Source organism: Microbacterium oryzae (assembly GCF_009735645.1).
In the GTDB taxonomy this organism is placed as follows: Bacteria; Actinomycetota; Actinomycetes; order Actinomycetales; family Microbacteriaceae; genus Microbacterium; species Microbacterium oryzae.
The window spans coordinates 673,191-694,139 of the sequence record NZ_CP032550.1 but is presented as its reverse complement, the minus strand read 5'-3'; the positions used below and the strand labels follow the sequence as shown (position 1 = coordinate 694,139).

26 protein-coding genes are annotated in these 20,949 nt (G+C 65.7%); 17 read left to right on the top strand and 9 right to left on the bottom strand.

Annotation, left to right across the window (positions count from 1 at the left end; all coding sequences use genetic code 11):
- Positions 1–266 precede the first annotated feature (266 nt).
- From D7D94_RS03205 to D7D94_RS03190, 4 genes are all read right to left on the bottom strand, one after another.
- Positions 267–872: a TlpA family protein disulfide reductase gene (locus D7D94_RS03205; protein ID WP_173024227.1), complete on the bottom strand. Its 606-nt coding sequence runs from the start codon at positions 870–872 to the stop codon at positions 267–269.
- A 125-nt stretch (positions 873–997) separates the two neighbouring features.
- Positions 998–1,393, bottom strand: coding sequence for a hypothetical protein (locus D7D94_RS03200; RefSeq protein ID WP_156241184.1), 396 nt, complete (start codon positions 1,391–1,393; stop codon positions 998–1,000).
- A gap of 304 nt (positions 1,394–1,697) precedes the next feature.
- Positions 1,698–2,318: a DUF305 domain-containing protein gene (locus tag D7D94_RS03195; protein WP_246171858.1), complete on the bottom strand. Its 621-nt coding sequence runs from the start codon at positions 2,316–2,318 to the stop codon at positions 1,698–1,700.
- 68 nt (positions 2,319–2,386) lie between these two features.
- Positions 2,387–2,791: a four-helix bundle copper-binding protein gene (locus D7D94_RS03190; RefSeq protein WP_156241183.1), complete on the bottom strand. Its 405-nt coding sequence runs from the start codon at positions 2,789–2,791 to the stop codon at positions 2,387–2,389.
- 108 nt (positions 2,792–2,899) lie between these two features.
- On the opposite strand from D7D94_RS03190, the gene D7D94_RS03185 reads away from it, so the two are divergent.
- The 11 genes from D7D94_RS03185 (at position 2,900) to D7D94_RS03135 (ending at position 12,525) form a co-directional block, all read left to right on the top strand.
- A complete protein-coding gene (locus D7D94_RS03185) occupies positions 2,900–3,181 on the top strand; it encodes a metal-sensitive transcriptional regulator (protein ID WP_156241182.1) in 282 nt (93 codons plus the stop codon).
- Positions 3,182–3,205: 24 nt separating this feature from the next.
- On the top strand, positions 3,206–3,541 hold the full coding sequence (locus tag D7D94_RS03180) for a heavy-metal-associated domain-containing protein (RefSeq protein WP_156241181.1): 336 nt from the start codon (positions 3,206–3,208) through the stop codon (positions 3,539–3,541).
- Positions 3,542–3,605: 64 nt separating this feature from the next.
- Positions 3,606–5,849 carry a heavy metal translocating P-type ATPase gene (locus tag D7D94_RS03175; protein ID WP_425486979.1) on the top strand — a complete coding sequence of 748 codons (2,244 nt, stop codon included), beginning with the start codon at positions 3,606–3,608 and terminating at the stop codon, positions 5,847–5,849.
- Positions 5,850–5,892: 43 nt separating this feature from the next.
- The gene (locus D7D94_RS03170) at positions 5,893–6,342 is read left to right on the top strand and encodes a DUF6153 family protein (protein ID WP_156241180.1); all 450 of its coding nucleotides are present in this window, start codon (positions 5,893–5,895) and stop codon (positions 6,340–6,342) included.
- A 70-nt stretch (positions 6,343–6,412) separates the two neighbouring features.
- The gene (locus D7D94_RS03165) at positions 6,413–7,018 is read left to right on the top strand and encodes a DUF305 domain-containing protein (protein ID WP_156241179.1); all 606 of its coding nucleotides are present in this window, start codon (positions 6,413–6,415) and stop codon (positions 7,016–7,018) included.
- A 76-nt stretch (positions 7,019–7,094) separates the two neighbouring features.
- Entirely contained in the window at positions 7,095–7,985 is an 891-nt protein-coding gene (locus D7D94_RS03160) for a F510_1955 family glycosylhydrolase (protein WP_156241178.1), read from the top strand.
- A gap of 221 nt (positions 7,986–8,206) precedes the next feature.
- On the top strand, positions 8,207–8,821 hold the full coding sequence (locus D7D94_RS03155; protein WP_156241177.1) for a hypothetical protein: 615 nt from the start codon (positions 8,207–8,209) through the stop codon (positions 8,819–8,821).
- A 762-nt stretch (positions 8,822–9,583) separates the two neighbouring features.
- Positions 9,584–10,360, top strand: a complete 777-nt coding sequence (locus D7D94_RS03150; protein WP_173024226.1) for a class I SAM-dependent methyltransferase — start codon at positions 9,584–9,586, stop codon at positions 10,358–10,360.
- 238 nt (positions 10,361–10,598) lie between these two features.
- The gene (locus D7D94_RS03145; RefSeq protein WP_156241175.1) at positions 10,599–11,510 is read left to right on the top strand and encodes a hypothetical protein; all 912 of its coding nucleotides are present in this window, start codon (positions 10,599–10,601) and stop codon (positions 11,508–11,510) included.
- Positions 11,507–11,860 (top strand): GntR family transcriptional regulator, encoded by a 354-nt coding sequence (locus D7D94_RS03140; RefSeq protein ID WP_173024225.1) that lies wholly within the window; start codon positions 11,507–11,509, stop codon positions 11,858–11,860. The genes D7D94_RS03145 and D7D94_RS03140 overlap by 4 nt, the downstream gene beginning before the upstream one ends.
- 200 nt (positions 11,861–12,060) lie before the next feature.
- Positions 12,061–12,525: a hypothetical protein gene (locus D7D94_RS03135; protein WP_156241174.1), complete on the top strand. Its 465-nt coding sequence runs from the start codon at positions 12,061–12,063 to the stop codon at positions 12,523–12,525.
- Positions 12,526–12,616: 91 nt separating this feature from the next.
- Here D7D94_RS03135 and D7D94_RS03130 read toward each other — a convergent pair whose 3' ends face one another.
- A complete protein-coding gene (locus D7D94_RS03130) occupies positions 12,617–13,309 on the bottom strand; it encodes a hypothetical protein (RefSeq protein ID WP_156241173.1) in 693 nt (230 codons plus the stop codon).
- A gap of 190 nt (positions 13,310–13,499) precedes the next feature.
- Here D7D94_RS03130 and D7D94_RS03125 point away from each other — a divergent pair, with 190 nt between their 5' ends.
- The gene (locus D7D94_RS03125) at positions 13,500–13,862 is read left to right on the top strand and encodes a hypothetical protein (RefSeq protein ID WP_156241172.1); all 363 of its coding nucleotides are present in this window, start codon (positions 13,500–13,502) and stop codon (positions 13,860–13,862) included.
- A gap of 114 nt (positions 13,863–13,976) precedes the next feature.
- Here D7D94_RS03125 and D7D94_RS03120 read toward each other — a convergent pair whose 3' ends face one another.
- The gene (locus D7D94_RS03120) at positions 13,977–14,663 is read right to left on the bottom strand and encodes a hypothetical protein (RefSeq protein ID WP_156241171.1); all 687 of its coding nucleotides are present in this window, start codon (positions 14,661–14,663) and stop codon (positions 13,977–13,979) included.
- A gap of 154 nt (positions 14,664–14,817) precedes the next feature.
- Positions 14,818–15,609: a hypothetical protein gene (locus D7D94_RS03115; protein ID WP_156241170.1), complete on the bottom strand. Its 792-nt coding sequence runs from the start codon at positions 15,607–15,609 to the stop codon at positions 14,818–14,820.
- A gap of 207 nt (positions 15,610–15,816) precedes the next feature.
- Between D7D94_RS03115 and D7D94_RS03110 the strand changes: the two genes are divergently transcribed.
- From D7D94_RS03110 to D7D94_RS03100, 3 genes are read left to right on the top strand one after another with little or no spacing between them, the layout of a single operon-like run.
- Positions 15,817–16,446 carry a VanZ family protein gene (locus D7D94_RS03110; RefSeq protein ID WP_156241169.1) on the top strand — a complete coding sequence of 210 codons (630 nt, stop codon included), beginning with the start codon at positions 15,817–15,819 and terminating at the stop codon, positions 16,444–16,446.
- Between the two features lie 14 nt (positions 16,447–16,460).
- Positions 16,461–17,075: a DUF4166 domain-containing protein gene (locus D7D94_RS03105; protein ID WP_156241168.1), complete on the top strand. Its 615-nt coding sequence runs from the start codon at positions 16,461–16,463 to the stop codon at positions 17,073–17,075.
- Positions 17,072–18,040: an epimerase gene (locus tag D7D94_RS03100; RefSeq protein WP_156241167.1), complete on the top strand. Its 969-nt coding sequence runs from the start codon at positions 17,072–17,074 to the stop codon at positions 18,038–18,040. Before D7D94_RS03105 ends, D7D94_RS03100 begins: the two co-directional genes overlap by 4 nt.
- A gap of 126 nt (positions 18,041–18,166) precedes the next feature.
- Here D7D94_RS03100 and D7D94_RS03095 read toward each other — a convergent pair whose 3' ends face one another.
- On the bottom strand, positions 18,167–18,508 hold the full coding sequence (locus D7D94_RS03095) for a hypothetical protein (RefSeq protein ID WP_156241166.1): 342 nt from the start codon (positions 18,506–18,508) through the stop codon (positions 18,167–18,169).
- On the bottom strand, positions 18,499–19,206 hold the full coding sequence (locus D7D94_RS03090; RefSeq protein WP_156241165.1) for a DUF6226 family protein: 708 nt from the start codon (positions 19,204–19,206) through the stop codon (positions 18,499–18,501). The genes D7D94_RS03095 and D7D94_RS03090 overlap by 10 nt, the downstream gene beginning before the upstream one ends.
- Positions 19,207–19,463: 257 nt before the next feature.
- Here D7D94_RS03090 and D7D94_RS03085 point away from each other — a divergent pair, with 257 nt between their 5' ends.
- Positions 19,464–20,090 carry a class I SAM-dependent methyltransferase gene (locus D7D94_RS03085; protein ID WP_156241164.1) on the top strand — a complete coding sequence of 209 codons (627 nt, stop codon included), beginning with the start codon at positions 19,464–19,466 and terminating at the stop codon, positions 20,088–20,090.
- A gap of 167 nt (positions 20,091–20,257) precedes the next feature.
- Positions 20,258–20,947: a nucleotidyltransferase domain-containing protein gene (locus D7D94_RS03080; RefSeq protein ID WP_156241163.1), complete on the top strand. Its 690-nt coding sequence runs from the start codon at positions 20,258–20,260 to the stop codon at positions 20,945–20,947.
- The last annotated feature ends 2 nt before the right edge of the window (positions 20,948–20,949 follow it).

The following is a 20,949-nucleotide window of genomic DNA, read 5'->3' as shown; positions in this document are numbered from 1 at the left end:
TCGCCCTAACCATCATCGCTGCGGCGACGGGTTTTCTGCCCTGGCCACCACTGCTCGGGGCTTCGGCGGCGGTGTCCATCGGCGGCGCGGCCCTCTTCGTGCTGGGGCCCCGCGCTATTCGGGAGCAGGAACGTGCACAGCGTTCGGAGCAAGAGCAGCGAGACCGATAGATATCCACACCTTCCAGGTCCTGAAGTGTCCCGGTGGAGGATCGCCTAAGGGGACGCACGTCCTGCGCCCGTACCGAGGCGCCGACAGGCGAACGTCTACGTCCCGCTTTGGGCCTGCGTGTCCGCCACAAGTGTGGAGAGGATGGACGCATCCGGAAGCTGACCGACGATGCGAACCGCCACCCGGTTCTCGCTGTCCAGCACGAGGGTTGAAGGAGTGGCGTTCAGAGGCGTCTGACCGGCGAATGCCTGTCGCACCTGTCCGCTGTCAGCATCGATCACGCTCGGGTAGGTGATGCCATAGGTCTCAGCGAACGCGAGAGCGGTGTCCGCCTGGTCGTAAATGTTCACGCCGATGAAACGGACTCCGTCCGCGGCGTACTCGGACCACACATCCTCAAGCAAAGGGGCCTCTGCTCGACAAGGGCCGCATCCGGCGTACCAGAAGTTGACGACCATGACCCCTTCGACGTCGTCGGAGGAGATATGCCGGCCGTGTTCGTCCACACCCTCGAACTCGACAGGATCTCCGCGATCCTCAGGAGCAATCTCTTGAATGCGTCCCTCCGTGGACACGGAAGCAGCCGAGTCTTCGCCGAAGCTCGTGGTCAGCGCGTCGTCCACGGTGCAGCTGGCAAGGAGCACGCTGACAACGGCTGCTCCTGCTGCCGCGGATGCGAGACGTGCGAAGAATCGAGCCACCACGCCTTCTTCCTCTCGATCACCGATACGGCGCCAGCGTGACGTGACGCCCTGATCAGCCGCCGCATGCGCAACCCAGCTCGTCTCTAAGTCGCAGTTCAGAAGATGTCCCGGTGAAAAATCGTCTATCGAGACGATTCCTTCAGCGCGATTTGTGCGGGCACCGAGTCGGGCGGGAGCGCGTCACCAAACCAACCGACGCGTTCCCCAGTCGGTACCAGCTCGCGTAGCCAGGGTGAAAAACGCTCCTGGCCCATACCCGACGGCTCACCGATCTCGACGATCATCGCCGACGCCAGGTCGTCGGGACTGTTGGGTTCGAAAGCTTCATGTAGCCAGCGCATGTCGAAGATGTGCCCCGAGAGGGTGAAGGCTGGCCGCTCTCGATAGATGACGATGGCGTAGCGGCCATCGACATGCGCAAGCGCTTCGATACGCAGCGGCGGCCAGCGCTTCGCCGCCCGCTCCATCGCGCGCAGGAAGAGCAGGACCGGAGGCTCGGTATCCGCGTCGCTCACCATCGAGAGCTCCCCTCGCCGCTCAAGATCGTCGAAGCATCGAGGATATCCAGCACCGCGATCCTCGAGTGTCCTGGTGAAGGATCGTCTAAGCACGCCCCACCGTCGGTTCCGTCGCGACGATCGCATGACCTCATTGTGTCGCCTTTTCAAAATGTACGAGTGGCACATGCGCGCACACCCCTCAGCGGTGTCCCGGTGAGGGATCGTCTAACGGGACAGCTCTTTGATGGCGAGTGCCACCGATTCGATGCCGTCGCTCGGGGCAAGAGTTCTGATCCATGACGGTGTTGCATCGGGTAGCCGTTCACTCTGCGGGGCACTCGCGCTGTGCGGTTCGGTCGAAGGTGGGAGCGGGGCGGGCTTCCGCTTCTCCAGGGGTGTCGGCGATGCCGTTCTTCTTGATGTCGTCGATGAGCCAGTCCATTTCGAGGATCTCGTTGCGCTGGGCTTTGCTGATCTCGGCGGCGAGTTCGCAGACGCGGATGTCCTGGATCTGGGCGCGTTCGGAGCGGGTGATTGCGAGGGAGTGATGGGGGATCATCGCGCTCATCCAGTCGGTGTCGTCGACGGTGATCTGGCTGCGGTCGAGCGCCACTCCGCCGGCGATGAGGAGGACGCTGGCGGCGACGACGGCGATGTTGGCCTTGACATTCTTGTACATGTTGAGCATCCAGGCCAGCATGACCAGCCCCATGGTGCCGCCCATGGTGAGGGCCATGAAGACTCGGCTCTCGCTGAAGCGGACGTGGCTCCATTCCCAGGAGCCGACGAACATGACCCAGTACATGACGACCATGCCAGTGAGGATCATCGCCGCGAACCGCAGGTACATCTTCCAGGGCTTGGAGTGATCGTGCTCGCCCTTTCGACCGCCGTCGGCTGCGTTCTGGCCTTCGTGCTTGGGTGCGTGCTCGTTCGAGGTCATGACGTCTCCTGGTGCGAATGGGGATGGCTGAGGTGGCGGTACTGTGGTGTCGCGGGTTCTGCCGGGACTCAGAGTGCGGCGAGCAGGTCGGTGCAGGCCTGCTCGCAGCGGCGGCAGGATTCGGCGCATACGCGGCAGTGCTCGTGCATCTCGGCGTGCTGTTCGCACTCGGCGGCGCAGGACGCGCATGCCGTGCGGCAGGCTTCGAGGAGGGCGCGGAGGGTTGCGACGTCGGGCGCGGTCTGCCGGGTGAGCACTGCGCCGGTGGTGGCGCAGATGTCGGCGCAGTCGGCGTTCTTGCGGATGCACGCGACGAGGTCGGCAACCATGTCCTCTCCCAGGCACGCGTCCGCGCACGCGGTGCACGCCTGCGCGCACTCGGTACACGCCTCGATGCAGCGCAGAAGCGTGTCCTGCGCGGCGGCGGAGCCGACCTTCGGGTGAGTGGCGAGCATCTGGTCTGCAACGGTCATGACGGTGTCCCTTCCCCGGGGGCTCTCCCCGGCGCGGGCGACGCTACGGCGGGGAGGCGGGTCACCGAAGGGGATTGATATACCCCGCGGGGGTATAGTATGAGGGCCATGCACGGGTATGCGGACAACAAGACGGCGTTGCTGAAGCGGCTGCGTCGTGCTGAGGGTCAGGTGCACGGCATCGCCCGGATGGTGGAGAGCGACGAGTACTGCATCGACATCCTCACTCAGGTGTCCGCGGCCACGAAGGCGCTGGAAGCGGTGGCACTGTCGTTGCTGGGTGATCACCTCAGCCACTGCGTCGCCGAGGCGACCGCGCAGGGTGGCCCGGTCGCGGAGGAGAAGATCCGTGAGGCGAATGCGGCGATCGCCCGGCTCGTGCGCTCCTGACCACCCCGATGAGAGGAACCCATGATGACGATCCAGCGAGTCGAACTGGGACTGAAGGAAACCGGCCCTGGCTGCAGCTGCTGCGCCGCCCCCGATAGCGCCCAGCAGGACACGGCAAGACTTGCGACAGCGCCCTTCGACGCCACACAGATCTTCGTAGAGGGGATGACGTGCGGGCACTGCGTGACCAGTGTCACGGAGGAGCTGGTCGCACTCGAGGGTGTCGAGCAGGTGAGCGTTGACCTGAACGCCGGTGGAACCTCGACGGTCACCATCCGCCACGGCAGCCCGCTGCATCTTGACGCCGTGCGGGCTGCCGTCGACGAGGCCGGGTACACGGTCGCGGACACACCGGCCTGACCCATCCGGGCGAAGTGCCGCCCACCACCGCCATCACACATCGGCACGGCAGAGGGAGGCTCCGATGAGCCAGCACGAGCACCACGAGCACCACCACGATTCGGGTGACGGCGACGACGAGCAGACCGCGGAGGGGATGCGCGAGGCCGTCGCCACCGAACCCGCTCACGGCGATCCGCAGGGCGGACATGCCCACGACCGCCACGGCGCGCACGGCGAGCAGAGCAGGCACACCGGCCATGACTTGTCCGAGCACCGCATGACCGGCCACGACGACCACACCGCTCCCGGCAACCACGCCGACCATGGTGGTCATGGTGGCCACGGGGACCATGTTGCGCAGTTCCGCCGGTTGTTCTGGGTCATGCTCGCCCTCGCCGTCCCGGTGGTGGGGTTCTCGAGCATGTTCGCCATGCTCGTGGCCTACTCCCTGCCGGACGCGCCGTGGGTGGGCTGGGTCTCGCCGGTCCTCGGCACAGTGATGTACGTGTGGGGCGGGCGCCCGTTCCTGTCGGGCGCGGTCAGTGAGATCCGCACACGCAAGCCGGGGATGATGCTCCTCATCGGGCTGGCGATCACGGTCGCGTTCGTCGCGTCGTGGGGTGCGAGCCTGGGGCTGCTGCATCACGAACTCGACTTCTGGTGGGAGCTGGCGCTGCTGGTCGTGATCATGCTGCTCGGTCACTGGGTCGAGATGAGGTCGCTTGCGCAGACGACGTCGGCGCTGGATTCTCTCGCCGCCCTCCTGCCGGACGAGGCCGAGCGCGTCGAGGGCGACTCCACGGTCACGGTCGCACCTGCAGACCTTCGCGTCGGTGACGTGGTGGTGGTTCGGCCCGGCGGCCGGGTGCCCGCGGACGGAAGGGTGGTGCAGGGGACGGCGAGCATGGACGAGGCGATGATCACCGGTGAGTCCCGCCCGGTGCGCCGCACGGAAGGCGACCAGGTCACCGCCGGCACCGTCGCCACCGATTCCGGGGTGCGGGTGGAGATCACCGCCGTCGGCGACAACACCGCTCTCGCCGGCATCCAGCGTCTCGTCGCCGACGCGCAGAGCTCCTCCTCGAGAGCCCAGCGGATCGCCGACCGTGCCGCGGGCCTGCTGTTCTGGTTCGCCCTGGGAGCTGGCGCGATCACCGCGGCGGTATGGACAGCGATCGGCCTTCCCGATGTGGCGGTGGTGCGGACCATCACGGTGCTGGTGATCGCCTGCCCGCATGCGCTGGGGCTGGCGATTCCCCTGGTGGTGTCCATCGCGACCGAACGCGCGGCGCGCGGCGGGGTGCTGATCAAGGACCGGCTCGCGCTGGAGAGCATGCGCACCATCGACACGGTCCTTTTCGACAAGACCGGCACCCTCACTAAAGGCACCCCCGCCGTCACCGCCATCCACCCCGCGAACGGGCACGACCCTGCTCGTCTGCTCGCTCTGGCCGCAGCGGCCGAATCGGACTCGGAGCACCCACTGGCTCGCGCAATCGTCGACAGCGCCGCAGGGAAGCACCTCACCCTGCCGACCGCGACGGGATTCACGTCCTCCCCGGCTGTCGGGGTCCGTGCCACCGTGGACGGGTGCACCGTGCAAGTTGGCGGCCCGTACCTGCTCGAGCAGGAGGGTGCGACCGAGCTGCCGATCGCGGACGAATGGCGCACGGAGGGCGCGATCATCCTCCACGTGCTCATCGACGGCACGGCCGCGGGCGCGCTGCGCTTGGAGGACGCGATCCGCGATGAGTCGCAGACGGCGGTTGATGCTCTGCACGCGCGCGGGGTGCAGGTCGTGATGATCACCGGCGACGCGGACGCCGTCGCGTCCACCGTCGCCGCCCAGCTCGGGATCGACCGGTTCTTCGCCGGGGTGCGCCCCGAGGACAAGGCCTCCAAGGTGCAGCAGCTCCAGGGCGAGGGCCGCAAGGTGGTCATGGTCGGCGACGGCGTCAACGACGCCCCCGCCCTTGCTCAGGCCGATGTGGGTATCGCGATCGGCGCGGGCACCGATGTGGCGATCGCGTCGGCCGGGGTGATCCTCGCCAGCGATGATCCCCGCTCTGTGTTGTCGGTGATGGAGCTGTCTCGGGCGAGCTACCGGAAGATGAAGCAGAACCTGTGGTGGGCGGCGGGGTACAACCTCATCTCGGTGCCGCTGGCCGCAGGCGTCCTCGCCCCGGTCGGGTTCGTGCTGCCGATGTCTATCGGGGCGATCCTGATGTCCCTGTCCACGATCGTCGTCGCCCTCAACGCGCAGCTGCTGCGTCGCCTCGACATGCGCCCCGAGGTGACGACGACCCAGGTGCTTCAGGGCAGCTGACAGAAGCGGTTTGTAAGGTGCCGCGGGAAGGGAGGGAGACAGCATGCGCGCGATGCGAACAGGTCACCAGCTGACTCTGCGCAGGTCGGTGCTGCGTACCTTCCTCCTCACCGTCAGCGTGGTCGTCGGGGTGGTGATCGGGTTGCTCGGAATGCACGTCCTCAGCACGGGCCAGACCCATCACGCACCTGTCACCACCGTCCACGATGCCCAGCTGCACGACGCGGGCCTGCATGAGGCCGAAGCGATGGTGTCGGCCTTCGACGGCAGCGCCGCCTGCGCTGAGGGGAGGTGTCAGGGCGAGATGGACGGCATGTCGACCATGGCGTGCGTGCTCGCCCTCTTCGTGGCGGCGCTGGTGACCGCCATTCGCCCCACGCGTGGATTCTTGCTGCTGGCTCGAACGCTCACGGTGCCGCCCGGCATCCGCCCGCCTGTGGTCGCGCCGAGTCGACCACCTGATTTGACCGTCTTCTCCATCAGTCGCACGTGATCGGTTGCCTGCCTCGCAGACACGGGGTGCGCTGTCGCGCGCCCGCACATCACATGACATTGGAGAGATCATGAAGTTCCGCACCCTCACGCTCAGCGCCGGTCTCCTCGCCGGAGCGCTCGTCCTCACCGGCTGCAGCGACACCGCCGGCGGCGGCGGTTCCGTCATGGAAGGCATGGACCACGACAGCATGCCGACCGCGACGGCAGAAGCGAGCGAGGCGACGTTCAACGATGCCGACGTGTCCTTCGCGATGGGCATGGCGATGCACCATGAGCAGGCCATCGAGATGTCCGACACGCTGCTCGTCAAAGACGGCGTCGACCCGGACGTCGCGGCCCTCGCCGAGCAAATCAGGGCCGCGCAGGCCCCCGAGATCGAGACCATGAAACAGTGGCTGGAGTCCTGGGGGCAGGATCCCGAGATGGAAGGCATGGACCACGGCGGCGGGATGATGTCCGAAGAGGACATGGTCGCCCTCGAAGAGGCCGACGGTGGACCCGCGTCGACGCTGTTCCTCGAGCAGATGATCGTCCACCACGAAGGGGCCATCGACATGGCTCAGACGCAGCTCGAGGACGGGCAGAACCCCGACGCCCTCGCCCTGGCGCAGAAGATCATCGACGACCAGGCCGCTGAGATCGCGCAGATGGAGGACATGCTCGCCCGGCGGTGAGCACGTCCTTCACACCGGTGGCTGCCCTCCCCGGGCGGCCACCGGTCGACCCCGTCTGACGTTTCTTGGAGTGACCATGCCCGTCCACCCTGCCCTTCACCGCACCGCCACAACGGTGACCCTCACCACCGCAGCCGCCATGCTCCTAGCCGCATGCACCGGCCCATCCGACCCCGACCACGACACCCAGATCGCCCTCGAACACATCCACGGCCTCACGGAGGACCGCGAGACCGGCGGCCTTCTCGTCGCCAGCCACGGCGGCATCTACCGTCTCGACGAGATCGACCGCGACGCGGAACTCACCGGCCCGATCGCCGGTAACGACTTCGACGCCATGGGCTTCACCGCAGTCGTCGGCACCCTCTATGCCTCCGGACACCCCGGCAAGAACAGCCCCGACCACTTCGGTGACCGCAACCTCGGACTCATCCGCTCCGACGACAACGGCGACACCTGGCACAACGTCGCCCTCACGGGCGAAGCCGACTTCCACGACCTCACCATCAGCACCGCCGAGCCGAACCGCATCTACGCGAACAACTTCGGCACCATCTACCGCTCCGACGACGGCGGACGCACCTGGAACGACGGCACCGGCCTCGACGCATGGGACATCCTCGCCGACCCCATCAACCCCAACACCCTCTACGCGACCACCGCCACCGGTTTACATATCAGCCGCGACGGGGGCGAGACCTTCACCCCAGACACCAACGCGCCGGCCATGAGTCTCATCACGACCTTCAGCGACGGACGCATCGTCGGAGCACGACTCGACGGCACCCTCATGTATCAAGCCGACTCCGGCGAATGGACGGCCGGCAGCGAGATCTCCGGCGCCGTGCAAGCCCTCACAACGACCACGAACGACGAAGTGATCGTCGCCGACGAACGCGGCGTACGTCTCTTCACCGACCCCGATGCCACCGGCCAGGTGCTATTCAGGCCCGAACCCCACATATGAAAACGCCTACAGCGAGAGCATCAGCGAAGCTAAGCCGACAACAGGGACGTGAGTGTCCCGGTGAAGGATCGTCTATTGGGACACCTCCGGAAGCGAGACGAGCCTCGCCCGTTCAACCGGCGTTTACCGCACGGTGTGCGCGGGATGGCACCCTGGCCGGCAAGAGCTGCTCGTCACGAGTTGTGGCAGACGCGCCAGCCCGTTCCCAGATGTAGACAGTCATGCGCAAGATTCTTCGATCCAAAGCCCTCGTTCCCCTCGCTGTGGTTATGGGCCTGATGCTCGGTGCCGCGCCAGCCGAAGGAACAACCCTCGATGAGGCGCGAGAAGATGAGGTCGTGGTAACGCTTGTGGGCGAGCTCGGAGTCGAGCTCGGGCAGACCATCTCGGAGACAGAGCTCGCTACTATCGCTGAGGACATGGGCACTGACATCTATCAGGCCCACACAGTCCCCCCGCTTTCTGCAACTTCTGCCGCCACCACCCCTTCATGGAAGATCGTGAATCAGTGGAAGGATAACAAGGCGAAGTCGGTGTACCTCCGCTACAGGAACGAAACCTCGTGGGGTTGGGCCAAAGCTCGTGACAAGCATGGGGTGACTCAGAACATGATCAAGAAGACCGTTCAGTTCCCCCGAAAGCGGGTTCAGCAGGGAACGTCCTTCGTGTACATGACTCCCGCTAACCAGTATGTGTGCACCGTTGGGATCTGCAGGGTCACCAAGACGATGGACATGAAGGTAGTTCACGAGACCAAGTCGGCAAAGGGAGTCATCACGGCCATGTGTAACGGAGTTGTCGTGTGCCCGAAGTGGGTGCGGGATGCCGCAGCCTGAATCGGCCTCCATCGACTGGGCTCGCCTCATTGAGCTCGCAGTACCTCAGGGCCCCGCATCTCATCTCGCCGTCGTGCGATCAGAAGCACGTGGCGACATGGTGGAAGTAATCTTCCACGGCGCAGCTGGCCTCAAGGACGAGCTCTTCGGTGTGCGCATTCCCATCCCGAGAACGATCGGAGACGAGCAATGGCAGGCAATGGTTGGGCCAAACCCTGAGGATCCTGCATCGTCGGCAGGACCAGAGGATTGGGCTTCGCTCATGTCAATCTCGGAAGTCTTGGAGTCCTACGACATGATGGACCCGACGAATCCTCCCGCCCCCGACGCGCAGGGAGTGCGTTGGCTGTATCAGATTCACTGACGAAGCAACCGTCGTTGAGCGGCTTTCTTGTCCCGGTGAAGGATCGGCTATCGGGACAACCGCTCGCCAACGGCTTCCGGTAGCCCGCCGTCTATCAGGATTGGCGATTCACAGTCCGTCGCGAGGCCTGAGCCCGATCGACGCAGGGCCCAGCCCTCTGCGGCCGAAGCGATACGGTCTTCGCATGAAGCGCTGGTGGTCGCGGGCGACTCGCCGAGCGGCAGGGGCCCAATTCCCCCTCCTGGTGATCGGGGCGTTCCTGCGGGTTCCGATGGCCGCTGTTTGTCCCTATTACTCAAGTCTTAGGCCGATGCGTCGATCCCCAGGAGCCGTTGCTTCCGCGGCGTCGTAGATATATCTTGATGTCGAGATACCCGGACATGCTGGTAGGAGCGACTGTGCCAATCGACTTCTTCGACCCGCTCGTCCGTCGGACCTACGCTGACAGATCGGCCAGCCCCAGCTGGCACGGGGCGATTCTCGACATCATTGGAGATGCACGCGACAAGGTAATTGTGGACGTTGGATGCGGAGGCGGCACGTATTCGCAGGCGTGGCTCGACCTCGGCGCGTCCCAAGTTATAGGCGTGGACATCAGCGCGCAGTTCCTCGAAACCGCTTCCGAGGCTATCTCCGATGACCGCTTCGACGTCGTGCAAGCAGATGCCGCGCACACCGGACTCACCGCGGAAAGCGCGGACATCGTATTCGGACGAGCTCTGGTTCATCATCTTTCGAGTCCGGGCCAGTTCGCAGCAGAATGTGCGCGAATCGTTCGGCCCGGCGGCTGGGTGATCGTGCAAGACCGAACCCTCGAAGACGTCGAGCAACCGCCCGCTCCCGACCACCCCCGCGGATACTTCTTCTCTGTACATCCGCACCTTCTAACGATCGAGCAGGAACGTCGCCCAACCGCTTCCGCTATGGCAGAGGACCTCACAATGGCCGGCCTCACTGATGTGAAGCTGCATCAGCTCTGGGAGGAACGAAGGAGCTACGAGTCAGTCGCTGAGTACCAAGCGGACATCGCAGCACGCACCGGTCGCAGCATTCTTCACGATCTCACCGACGCCGAGCTCGACGATCTGGTCTGCGCGCTCGGGGCTGTCCTGCCCGCAGGTCGGGTGATCGAGCGCGATCGGTGGACGCTTTGGACCGGGAACAAGCCCTGCTGACTGGAGGCCCACCGGCGATGCGATGCAGTGGCGCGGGATTGCGATGCGCTCAGAAAACGACCGCCCGCAACTACCACGCCGGCCTCTGCCTCGCCGCGACGCTGCACTGGATCTCGTCGAGCACCGGGAAGATCGCGGCCTAGGTTCGAACGGACGACAGACTTCTATCGTTTGTACTCTTCAACTGGTACGTTGCGACGTATTAGCTGGCTGACACAAGTTGAGGAGGTGGTCTGGCGTGGTGTTCGTCATTCTCCTGTCCCTGGGCCCTGTCTTCGTTGGCCTCATCGTGGGCCTGGTGTGGTGGATCATCCGGGGCCGCGCCGACTCGTTGGCGGGTCCAGCTCGTTCCTGGACGCTGCTCGCCGGCCTCGTTCTCGTGCTCCTCGGGGCGGTCGTTCCGTTGCTGAACGCGACCGTGCTGCTGCCGTTCGAGATTCCCGCGGCGCTCTCCGCCCTGCTTGTCGCCTCCCGCTTCGCGTGGCCGCTCGCGGTCGGGCTCATGGGGATCGTGCTCCTTGGGCTGCCTGTTCGCCCTCGCCGCGGCAGCGGGATGGCGCAGCTCGCTCGTCGAACTCCGCTGAGCTTCGTGCGACCGAGTTGGATGATCCTGACGACGACGATCGTGGCCGTCCTGCTCGCGGTCTCTCTCACCGCTGGGGCGGCTTCGCAGCCCGACCCCGAGACCGGCAGATACACGATGTACTTCGTCCCGTTGGGTGGGGAACGCGCGATGGGCACGGGTATTTACGGGTGGTTCTACTCTCTTCCATGTCTCCTGCTCGTCGCCGCGCTCGTCGCCGTCATGTTCCTCGATCTGTTCCTGATCTCCGCGCCGGCGATCGACTCCTCGGCGCAGGAGGACGTCCGGCAACGCACTGTGCGCAGCCGCAATGTTCTCGCCGCGGCGGGAGGCGCGCTCGTTGTGCACCTCGGCCTCGTCCTCGCGTCTCTCGCCGGCACCGCGTCGATCCGGAGCCAGTTCCCCACGGGGGAAGGCATCGCCACGTTCTGGACGACGTTCGCCGCGCTCGAGCCCGCTCTTCGCGTACTGTCCTGGGCGGCCATCACCCTCGGGTTCGCGTCCTGGGCGACGGTGCTCCTCTCCGCGGCCGCTTCGCGCCCGCGCGTGCCGACCGGCGCAGCATGATCGTCACCCTGTCCGGGCCCACCCCACCTGCGGAGCAGATCCGCGACCAAATCCGCGGGTGGATCGCGACTGGGCAGCTCGCCGCAGGCGAGCGCCTGCCCTCCGTACGGCAACTCGCCAAAGACCTCGCCATCGCTCCCGGCACCGTCGCGAAGGCCTACAAGGCACTCGAGGTCGAGGGATACCTCACCGCGCGAACAGGAGGCGGCACCCGAGTCAGCGCGAACGCGAGCACCACCAACCGCGCCGTCCTCGACGCCGCCCGACGTCTCGCCCAAACAAGCGCAGAGACAGGAACGGAACTCGACGACGCCATCCGCGTCCTCCGCGCCGTCTGGCCACCAACCTGAGCGGAGCCGATCGTTAGCGGGGGACGGCAGGGGCCTAGCTACGGCCACCCCAACAAGCGGGCAACGCGGCAGCGGTGAGTGTCGTCAGCCGACACGAGAGAGGGGAAAACTCTTCATCGCCGCTGCTGCGAAGTAGCCCGCACCGCAGTGTCCCGGTGAAGGATCGGCTATCGGGACGTTGCGCCAAGTACGGTGCAGTCATGCGCTTCCAACGCCTGCTTGCCCTTCCCGCTGCCGCCGGGCTACTGCTGCTCGCCGGGTGCTTCCCGGCACATCAGAGTAATGCCGCAGCACTTGCATGGTTAGCAGATCAGGACGAAGCGCCGCTGCCCGAAGGAGCAGTGGCTAGCTTGAGCTCCTTGATCAGCACCGCGACGAATCCGGAGGAATCGAGCGGAGGCGCCAGCATGCTGTTTGACGAGCCGGTGACGCTCGATCGCGTCGAGGTTGTCTGCTTCGGCACCGGCACGATGAGCGGAACAATCAGCCTGGAGTTGACGAATGGGGATAACGACGAAGCATCGCAGTCGTTCCAGTGCGATCAAGGCCGGCAAATCTTAAACGTGTCGCCTTCGCGACGGGCAGATGTTGCAGCGATGAGGTTTGAAGCCTCTGAGAGCACCACCGAAAGCGCGTGGAAGGTCGTCATGTACGGCAAGCAATGATGCGCACCGCCGCGGTATGGACGCCTGAAGCGCTTAGGGCGCTGGTCAAACCGCGGGAGGTGTCCCGGTGGAGGATGGGCTATCGGAACAGTCAGGGCTGGTGCGTCTTCAGTTCCAGCCGGATGTGATCGAGCTTGTCGCGAGGGACGACGCCGGTGGCCGTGCCACCTGATGGCAACTCGGCGCCTATCGCGTACACGTGCGGGTCGGTATCAATGCGTGCGCCCTCGAGCTCGACGCCGTCAACGACGAGGAAGGCCGGTCGTTGGAGGGCGCTCTCACTCAAGTCGGGGGCGGGAGGAAGACCGCCAGCGAAGCCCTCGAGTCCCCGTTGGGTCCGGAAGCAGTTGCGCAGCACGTGTTCCGCGTGCTCGAGCAACAGGGCATCCAGCGAGGAAGACTCGTCCTCATCACGGTGCCAGCTCGTGCGGACCGCTTCCCACAGCTGCGGGAAGCGCATCTCCTCCATCATCTCGACCAACCAGCTCGGGCCTGCGGAGTCCGCAGCCTCCTCAAGAGCGCGTTCTGTGTCCGGATCGAGCTCAGCGAGATTCTCGGGTGCCATCCGATCATCCGGATCGAGGAAGAACATGTAGGTGAAGCTCACGTTCATTCCCCGCATGCCCTCACTCACGCCCCTGCGCTGAAGACTCGGAGTGGAAGCTTTCTCGAGGTGAGGCTGGGGCACGAACACCGCCGTCGGAACCGGCATCTCCCTCAACTGCTCTAGCGCCTCGATGCGCGGGTCAGGGACTTCGTCTGCGGGAACCTCGACGTACGACATCTCCCCAGTGTCGACGATCACCCGCGGCAACGGAAGGACAGGCAGTATCCGCGATCCGCTACACAACTCTGGCTGTCCCGCTGAAGGATTGCCTATTGGGACGGCTCACTGTCGGAATCCTGCTGCTCAAGGCACGGCCTAGCTGGAGGGCAGCGTGGAGTTCGCAAGCGGCGTCCGTCATAGTGATGTCATGACTGGCGCGCCCACCTCGCAACATCCCTCGGTCGCGTACCTCTCAGCTGAACGGTCACCGCTGCAATACATGCTGGCGGGCACCGCCATCGGGATCGCAGGTGTGATGGGCGGCGCCTATTGGATCAAGAAGACCGCAACCACGGCGGGTGAGTTGGCGCTTCCGGGAGCGGCAATCGCTCTTGTGTGCATCGGCTTCGCAATCGCGCTCGTCACAAGCATCGCTGGAGGAATTACTGCCGCCCGGCGCCGAGTCGACGGCAGGATCGACCCGGTCAGGATGTGGGGCACGTTCGCCCTCGGAGGCCTCTTCGTCGTCCTCACAGCTGTAAGTCTGGGCGTCGGGATCGCGCTGTTCTAACCAGCACAGACCATTCGGAGCTACTCGCCCGGAAGGTGTCCCGGTGAAGGATCGTCTATTCGGACAGCGTCGGCTCCCTACAGCCGACGCGGCAGGAGCCTCCGCTCCCCCGATCTACTCCGGAAGCGTTTGCGTCCAGGACGCGCTCACTTGGCCGTTCTTGCCGATAGTCACTGTGGTGGCGCCGGATCCCTCGTCGGCGAGACTGTCGGGCCACGTGAAGCGCACGGGATCGTCGTCGTCCGCGACCGCACTGGTGCATTGCGTCTCCACTTTCCCACCGCCGTGGTCAAGGACTGAGCACTGATACGCATGCCCGCCGGCGGTGCCGACCCATATCGTTCCCGCTTCACCCTCGGACGCGAGCGAGATCTGGTAGGGGTCGTCCCAGTCCAGAGAAGGCGCTACGCGTTCGTAGCTCTCGCGCACTGACGGTGGGTAACCCTCCCGGAACGCGGTTGGGCTGACAGGGTCGTCCTCGTGCTGCCCGAAGGCGAAACCTCCGAGGAAGGCGCCCACCGCGAGCAGAACAGCACCAGCAACGGCGACGAGCACCGGTACGGCACGTCCCGCGCCATGAGCGCTGGGTGTGGCCCTGCTCGAGGACGCCTCTTCAGAGACACTGCGCTCAACCGGACCGTCCACCGGCATAGTGTCCACTTCAGGAGCGGACCCGTTCGCGATCGCCTCGAGCTCGAGCAACCGTTGCTGCGCGAGGCGGTCACTTTCCATGCCCCCGCCCGGTCCGTACGCGCGCGCACGCAGTTGCTGTAGTTCCTCGGACTCCTGGGCATTGAGCACGTCCTAATCCTCCTAGAGCATGGCCTGGCATGGTGACCCCCCACCGCCGGACCGGAGCCGTCAACCTCACTCATCTCATCTTCTCCCGGTGAAGGATGGCCTATCGGGACAGACTCGTTCGGTGAGAATCCCCTGTCGTTCGGGGTTCGGTCGCTCAGCGCGCGCGAATGCGGGCCAAAGCGGCGTCGTCGATCGACGTGAAGCCGATGGCAACCGGTGAGGCCTGGAAGATGACCTCATCGCCTTCCTGGTTGTGTCCGATCACCCGAGGGGATGCTACATAAGAGTCGTACTCGGTCGAGCAGGCCATCGTGGCACTAGCGGCGAGTTCGCCGTGACCGTCTCCGCGTTCGGTGACGGAGGCGTCTTGCAGCTGCATTCCCTCGGTGCCGACGACGAAGTCGGGTTCGGGATCTGCCTGGTCCTCATCCGCGAAGACCACCTCGTAGGAGCCGCACTCGGACATGGCCACGACCTCTTCATTCAGGGGCGACTGAGTCGACACCGAAGTCTGAGGCTCCAGCGACCAGTCACCCACATCGACGACAACCGGTTCGCGCTCTCCCTCGAAGTACAGCTCCACCTGCGAGAAGCGCGATTCCCCTTCGGTTCCCGGGTAGGAGAAGGTGATGTTCCCTACTTCCGACTGACCGTCGTCCTCACCACGGTGCACTTCGACCTCGCCCGGTCCGAAACTCGCGCCGTCCACGATAGCCACCCCGGCCAGCGAGTCCCAGATCCTGTCGCCCGAATCAGCGACGAACAGGAGATTTACGGGGTAGGCGGTGTCCGCGTTGAAGATCGCCTCCGCGGACGTCCGCGCGAACTGTGGACTCACCTGAGCCTCGGAAGCGCAACCACTCACACCGACGACCGCGGCACCGACCACGGTAAGCGCCAGGAGCTTGACGACGGGGCGCGACCACCGCGCCGCAGAATATCCCATAGCCGAAATGTACCGCCCACGACAGCACGCCCCGGACAAAGTCCCGCCCCGTCGGACACAAGACCGTGTGACCACGCCAGGTCGTGCTGATGCCTCCAGATGAAGCACACGCCACCAGTGCAGTCAGCGCCCGGATAGGGATCAACTATCGGGACGGTCCACCCCACCAGTCCTGAGCGGCAGTTCGACGTCACTAAGCTGCACTAAGTGTCTTCCAACCCGTTCGGCGAAGTCCCGGTCCTGCCCGTTGCGGTTCCCTTCGGCGTCGTCGTGTTCGTCATCCAACTGGTCTTCCTGCTTCGGCGAGGACGTTTCACCTGGCCGCGCGCTGCCGTCGCGGCCGCGATCTCCGTCTACGCCGCCGGCGTCTTCGCGAACACAGTGTTCCCGATTTTCCTCAACCCACCCCCGAACGAGGAGCCGTGGGCGCCGGCGCTGGCGCTGATCCCGTTTCACGACTACGAACTCGCGGACGCCCTCACGAACGTGGTGGTGTTCGTGCCGCTGGGCATCCTGATCCCGCTGCTGATGCGCCGGCCATCCTGGTGGAAGACGCTGCTCACCGCCGCGGTCGTCAGCCTGACGATCGAACTCCTTCAACTCGCCGCGCAGAGGCTGTTCTCCGGCGGTCACGTCGCGGACATCAACGATTTCATCTGGAACACCGTCGGTGGTGTCGTCGGCTACGTGATCTTCGTCGTGCTGACGCACGCACCGATCCTGTCCGCGGTCGTAGATCGCTTTCGCTGGCACTCCGCCGCTGGGGCAGCACACCTCGTTTGGCTTGCGCGCTCTGATCGACCTGCTGCGCCTGCGTGGAACGACCGAATCCGCTAGCTAGGCTCGGAGGCATGTCCCCTGGCGCATCCCCGTACGCCCGGGCGCTAGGGACTCGTCGCGCGGACCTGCATCTCACGCTGCGCGAATACTTCGACACTCTCCCGCCTGGCCACGTCGGGATCGGCGAGGGAGTCTTCGATCGGGTCGGCACTTCGCGCAGGTGGCTGCAGCCGCTGCTTCGGCCTCTCCACCGCCGCGGCGTCCTGTTCGCAGGGTGGGAGCAGGACGTACCTTTCCGGATCACGAACCGTCTTGTCGCCGGCCGCCTGCTCGGCGAACGCGTCTTAATGTCGACGCAGGGCCGCTGGACCATGCGCGACGCCGTCGTGCTGAATCGCCACGGGCGTCCAGTGGACGAGATCGGAGACCCAGTGGTCGTCGCGGCGGAGTTCGACCTCGATGTGGCCACCGGTGCGCTGCGTCTGAGGAGCCGAGCCGTCGGCATGCGGCTCGGCGTGCTGCGGCTGCGGCTTCCGCGGTTCCTGGCACCCGTCGTCCGGCTCGTCGAGAGCTTCGACGAGGAGGCTGGCGCGCAGCGAGTGCGCGTGACCATCGATCTGCCCGTCATCGGACGCATCTACGAGTACGGCGGCACATTCCGCTATCGCATAGAGGAGGACACATGAGCACCGGCCGTGTCGTGATCGGCGGATCCAGCGGATTCATGGGCCGTCACCTGCAGCAGCGCTACCGCGACGCGGGGCGCGAGGTGGTGACGATCTCGCGCTCGGGTGCTGACCTCGTCTGGAGCGACGCCGCCGGCATCGCGGCAGCGGTGGACGGGGCGGCGCTGGTGATCGGGCTCGCGGGCAAGAGCGTCAACTGCCGCTACACACCCGAGAACCGCGCGGAGATCTTCAGCTCGCGGCTGGAGACCACCGCTGCGCTCAGCACCGCGATCGCCAAGGCGAGCGCTCCCCCGCCGTTGTGGATCAACTCGTCGACCGCCACGATCTACCGTCACGCCGAGGACCGGCCGATGACCGAGTCGACCGGCGAGCTCGGCACGGGCTTCTCGGTGGAGGTCGCGAAAGCATGGGAGCACGCTCTGTTCGCCGAGGACCTGGCCGGCACCCGACGCGTGGCGCTGCGCAGCGCGATCGTCCTCGGCCATGGCGGCGTCCTCGGGCCACTGCAGAAGCTCGCTCGTCTGGGACTTGGAGGGGCTCAGCACGATGGCTGGTGGCCCGTGAGCCCGGGACGACGGCAGGCGGGCACCGCGCACCTGGCGGGCGCGCGGAAGGGCCGCCAGCGCTTCAGCTGGGTGCATGTTGAAGACGTCGCCCGCATCGTCGACTTCATCGAGGAGACTCCGGGTCTGCAGGGACCGGTGAACGCCGCGGCGCCGCACCCCGTCGACAACGCGGAGTTCATGGCGACGGTGCGCCGCGTGCTCGGCGTCAGCTTCGGCCCGCCGATGCCCCGATGGATGCTGGAGCTCGGCGCCATCGCCATCCGCACCGAGACGGAGTTGATCCTCAAGAGCCGGTGGGTGCTCCCCGAGAAGCTGATCGCCGCGGGTTTCGCATTCCGCTATCCGACGCTCGATCAGGCCATCCGGGAGTCGTTCGACCTCGTCCAGCGAGGCTGAACCTGGAAAGCGCCGATCGGGCGGTCGCCTCCACCCGGTAGGAGCGTGCAAATAGCGACTTACACCCAACCGCCGGAGGTCGCGCCGCGCCGGTTCGGCGTCTGTTCCGCTATCGGGCAGGCGGGATCAGCGCGCGCACCACTCCAGTCTTGCGCCGTGCACGTCCAGGCCGTATCGCTCGGCCTGTCCGGCGAAGAATTCGACAACTCCACGAGCCGGGCGCGGCACGAATGGAACAGCGGCCAAGGCCGTGGCTGTGCGCCTTCGACGACGTGAACGACCCGGCAGCGGTCGTCGAACCAGACCAGATCGAGGGAGCAGCAGCTCCCGACCGTTCTGCATCGCCTCAGCGCGTGGGCGGGCGTCGAGATTCTGCGGTCGACCGGACAGATATCGATCGAGCGCGAGGACCCCGACAATCACGATGACCACGAGGGATGCGATGACGACGATGAATGTCAGCAACATGCGCGAGACCCTTCTCCGCGCGGAGAGCACAGCCAAGCCCTGCTGATCATGCTCCCTGGGGTCGAGCATGGCCAAGGCGCCCACCCCTCAGGCAGGGTATGGAGGATGTGCCTCGCCGCCGCAAGACGTTCTTCCGGAAGGTCCTCGGGCCGAGACCGTCCTGAGCTCGCGCCATCGGGATACGTGTAGGCGTACTCAACCCATGGTCGGTTCCCGCGTTCGACGCTCTCTCTGTAGTTGCCGGCGACGACCGCGAGCACCTGTTGCTCGAGATCATCGGCTTCTGCCTGCCAATCCGAGTCGCATGCGTCACAACCGCAGACCGGGTAGTGAAAGTCGTGCAACAAGCCTGCATGCATGTAGATCCCGGGGTACGCGGTGAAGACCAGCGTCAGCGATGCGCAGGCCGCATCGCTGGGGCGAAGCCGCACGGCACGCAACACGTCGTGAGATGCCGGGTGCAGAAGATCCGCCGCCGTCTCCGTGCCCTCCTCGACCTCGACATCGTAGGTCTCGAGCAGGTGCGCGATGAGAGCTGCTGCGACGGTGTGAAGGGGCGCGAAGCGTTCCGGGTGGGTGTCGACTGAATAGGTGTCCTCGGGCGGCGACCCGTGCCACCGGTTTCCGTAGTCGATGACCTGACCGTCCGCGTCATGGAAGACCGGCGCGTCGATCGGCGGACGGACGTAGAGACTCACCTCGCCATCCTGCCGTGCCACGCGCAGTTCGGCGAGAGCAGTTCTCAGACCGAGCGGCGCTGCGAGATCATGAGAAAGAGCGCGGCGGCGCGCAGCCGACGAAAGCACTCTTCGGGGTACCGCTCCTCGACGTCGAACTGCTCAGACATCTCGGCCTCCCCCGTTGAATCGCCCTCACTCTCGCACGAGGGGGCGACGTCATCGTCCTCGTCTGCGCCGAGCCACCCGTCCGCATGTTCGGCTCGTAGGCTCCCGCTATGGGCTCCGACATCCTCGCCTCCTACGCTCGTCGCGCAGACGAATACGCGGAGCATCTCGGCTCGATGGCGTCGGTGCACCCGTCCGACCTGCAGCTGGTGACGGCATGGGCCGATGAGATGCGAGGGCTGATCTTGGATGCCGGGTGCGGCCCAGGTCATTGGAGCGGCTATCTCGCGAGCAGGGGCAACGACGTTCGCGGGATCGATCTCGTGCCCGCGTTCGTCGAGCATGCGCGTGCCGTGCACCCCGGGGTTCCGTTCGACGTGGCCAGCATCGATGCACTGCCTCACCCCGCGAACAGCTTCGCCGGGGTTCTCGCCTGGTACTCCTTCGTTCACCACCGGCCCGGCGATATTCGTCGCGCGCTCGATCAGTTCGCTCGGGTGCTGCGCCCAGGGGGCGGACTGCTGCTGGGATTCTTCACAGGGCCGGCGGTAGAGGAGTTCGATCACGCCGTCGCGACCGCATATCGCTGGCCACCCGAGGTCTTGAGCGGCGAGCTGCGGGCGGCCGGTTTCGCGGTCATCGAGACACACACCCGGACCGGCGCTCGTCCCCACCCTCGGCCCCACGGCGCCATCCTCGCGCAGCGATCGAACTCGAGGGTGGACTCCATCTCCTGATCGCTGCTCAGCAGTCCTGCTGCTGGGCTCGATGTTTGGCGAAGCACTTCGCCGAGGGAGGCGAGGGTGCGAAGGTCATCGACCGGACCGCGGCCGTGAGGACCGAGACGTACCGACGCTCGTCGAGGATCGACTGCGTCCTCCAACCGCCCCCTACGCTCACTCCTATGAAAGAGCGTGACGTCGTCGAGAGGTTCCTCGCTGCGCATTTCGCTTCAGCTGAGATCGCGGTGGTCGGAGGGAGCACAGCACGCGGGACTCGCACTCCGACAAGCGACATCGACCTCCTCGTGATCGGAGACGGCCTCTTCGCCGACGGCCGGCAGAGCTTGGCCGGCGGCTTCGCCTTCGACAACGAGTTCTTCGAGGTCTTCGCCTACATCAGCGCAGGATTCTCTGATTGGGCAGAGCGCGGCGTCGCCCAGCACCGACCGGTGATCCTGCACATGCTCACCGAGGGCGTGGAGATACGAGGCGGCGAGCGGTTGGAGGAACTGCGGTCGACCTGGCAGCCGATCTTGGACCGAGGACCGACTGCCGACGCTCATGAGCTGGCGTTCCGTCGCTACGTCATCACCGATCTGCTGGACGATCTGCGCGATAGCACCGACGCTCTCGAGAGGCAGGTGACGGCATCTCTGCTGTTCGAGCGCACCGCCGAACTGATCCTGCTCACACTGAGCCGGTGGATCGGCGCCGGCAAGTACCTGCCGCGCCGCCTGCGCGAACTCGACGCAGATCGCGCCGATGCCCTTTCGGCGCCGCTGCTGACCGGAATGTTCGACGCCTTCGCAGACCGCGTGGAAGCAGAGCTGGTCGTCGCGGGTGGCCGCGTGCAGTCGGGCTTCGTGCGCTGACC

Excerpts from the sequence above, each read along its gene's own strand:
- D7D94_RS03170 (WP_156241180.1), top strand. The coding sequence starts at position 5,893 with ATGCGCGCGATGCGAACAGGTCACCAGCTGACTCTGCGCAGGTCGGTG.
- D7D94_RS03190 (WP_156241183.1), bottom strand. The coding sequence starts at position 2,791 with ATGACCGTTGCAGACCAGATGCTCGCCACTCACCCGAAGGTCGGCTCC.
- D7D94_RS03115 (WP_156241170.1), bottom strand. The coding sequence starts at position 15,609 with ATGGGATATTCTGCGGCGCGGTGGTCGCGCCCCGTCGTCAAGCTCCTG.
- D7D94_RS03140 (WP_173024225.1), top strand. The coding sequence starts at position 11,507 with ATGATCGTCACCCTGTCCGGGCCCACCCCACCTGCGGAGCAGATCCGC.
- D7D94_RS03175 (WP_425486979.1), top strand. The coding sequence starts at position 3,606 with ATGAGCCAGCACGAGCACCACGAGCACCACCACGATTCGGGTGACGGC.
- D7D94_RS03160 (WP_156241178.1), top strand. The coding sequence starts at position 7,095 with ATGCCCGTCCACCCTGCCCTTCACCGCACCGCCACAACGGTGACCCTC.
- D7D94_RS03105 (WP_156241168.1), top strand. The coding sequence starts at position 16,461 with ATGTCCCCTGGCGCATCCCCGTACGCCCGGGCGCTAGGGACTCGTCGC.
- D7D94_RS03195 (WP_246171858.1), bottom strand. The coding sequence starts at position 2,318 with ATGACCTCGAACGAGCACGCACCCAAGCACGAAGGCCAGAACGCAGCC.
- D7D94_RS03135 (WP_156241174.1), top strand. The coding sequence starts at position 12,061 with ATGCGCTTCCAACGCCTGCTTGCCCTTCCCGCTGCCGCCGGGCTACTG.
- D7D94_RS03085 (WP_156241164.1), top strand. The coding sequence starts at position 19,464 with ATGGGCTCCGACATCCTCGCCTCCTACGCTCGTCGCGCAGACGAATAC.
- D7D94_RS03200 (WP_156241184.1), bottom strand. The coding sequence starts at position 1,393 with ATGGTGAGCGACGCGGATACCGAGCCTCCGGTCCTGCTCTTCCTGCGC.
- D7D94_RS03095 (WP_156241166.1), bottom strand. The coding sequence starts at position 18,508 with ATGTTGCTGACATTCATCGTCGTCATCGCATCCCTCGTGGTCATCGTG.
- D7D94_RS03180 (WP_156241181.1), top strand. The coding sequence starts at position 3,206 with ATGACGATCCAGCGAGTCGAACTGGGACTGAAGGAAACCGGCCCTGGC.
- D7D94_RS03185 (WP_156241182.1), top strand. The coding sequence starts at position 2,900 with ATGCACGGGTATGCGGACAACAAGACGGCGTTGCTGAAGCGGCTGCGT.
- D7D94_RS03155 (WP_156241177.1), top strand. The coding sequence starts at position 8,207 with ATGCGCAAGATTCTTCGATCCAAAGCCCTCGTTCCCCTCGCTGTGGTT.
- D7D94_RS03125 (WP_156241172.1), top strand. The coding sequence starts at position 13,500 with ATGACTGGCGCGCCCACCTCGCAACATCCCTCGGTCGCGTACCTCTCA.
- D7D94_RS03100 (WP_156241167.1), top strand. The coding sequence starts at position 17,072 with ATGAGCACCGGCCGTGTCGTGATCGGCGGATCCAGCGGATTCATGGGC.
- D7D94_RS03130 (WP_156241173.1), bottom strand. The coding sequence starts at position 13,309 with ATGTCGTACGTCGAGGTTCCCGCAGACGAAGTCCCTGACCCGCGCATC.
- D7D94_RS03080 (WP_156241163.1), top strand. The coding sequence starts at position 20,258 with ATGAAAGAGCGTGACGTCGTCGAGAGGTTCCTCGCTGCGCATTTCGCT.
- D7D94_RS03165 (WP_156241179.1), top strand. The coding sequence starts at position 6,413 with ATGAAGTTCCGCACCCTCACGCTCAGCGCCGGTCTCCTCGCCGGAGCG.